Below are 933 nucleotides of genomic sequence, written 5' to 3' on the forward strand. Positions count from 1 at the left end.
GCTTTTGGTGCGATGCGAGGATCGGTCGTGTAAATACCAGGAACATCTGTCCAAATTTCAAGTCCAGATGCTTTCACACCTTCAGCAATCAAGGCTGCACTGTAGTCGCTACCACCACGGCCTAACGTTGTTGTATTGCCTTCTTCGTCAGAGCCAATGAAGCCCTGTGTGATGACGACAGAATCAAGACATAAAGGGATAAGCTTCTCTTGGGCTAGTTGAGCAATGGCTTCGACATTCGGTTCTGCGCGACCAAAGTTGTCGTCGGTTCTTAGCACTTCACGAATATCAAATCGCACTGCATTGATACCACGCTCTCGCATGAGTTGCGCCAAAATGTGCGTCGACATTAACTCACCACATGCCACAAGGTGGTCGGTCAGTTTGGTGTTTGCTTGAATTGAGGCGGCTTCTGCAAGGCTGGTCACGGTATCTAAAATTCCGTACACCTCTGAAGAGGCTTCTGTCGCATCTTCCAATTGAGCCAAAATGGAATCATGGATCTCAGCTAGGTTTTTTAGTAACTCAGCACGGTGTTACTGATCTTGAACGCCATTGGCCAGTTCTACCAAGATGTTGGTTACCCCAGAGCAAGCGCTGCTACCAACAAGGCGAGTATTTGGATCGTTTTCGATGATGGCGCCACAACGACTCATTGCCTCAAAATTGGCAACACTGGTCCCACCGAATTTAGCTACGTTAAATGCGCTCACTGCGTTTCTCCCACGACTTCCTAAAAAATATACACATCCAATGTTTTGTGAGGAAAGGAACAGAGCAAAAAGAGAGGTAGTTAGATTGTCATTTGAAAATGTACCCTCAGAAGCTCTTCATCAGACGGTGCTGATGACAGTTGATGGGACTCAACCCAAGTCAACCGACAAGCCAAACCCTGCAATTTTGACTTACCTCGGCACTACTCCCCCTGAATGA

1 pseudogene and 1 riboswitch are annotated in these 933 nt (G+C 47.3%); the pseudogene reads right to left on the minus strand.

What is annotated here, in order from left to right:
- Positions 1-713, minus strand: a pseudogene (locus R7O13_RS24985) (lysine-sensitive aspartokinase 3); the annotation flags it as partial.
- 102 nt (positions 714-815) lie between these two features.
- A riboswitch (Lysine riboswitch) is annotated at positions 816-933 on the minus strand. This riboswitch is flagged as partial in the annotation.

The organism is Vibrio sp. Y176 (assembly GCF_033438945.1).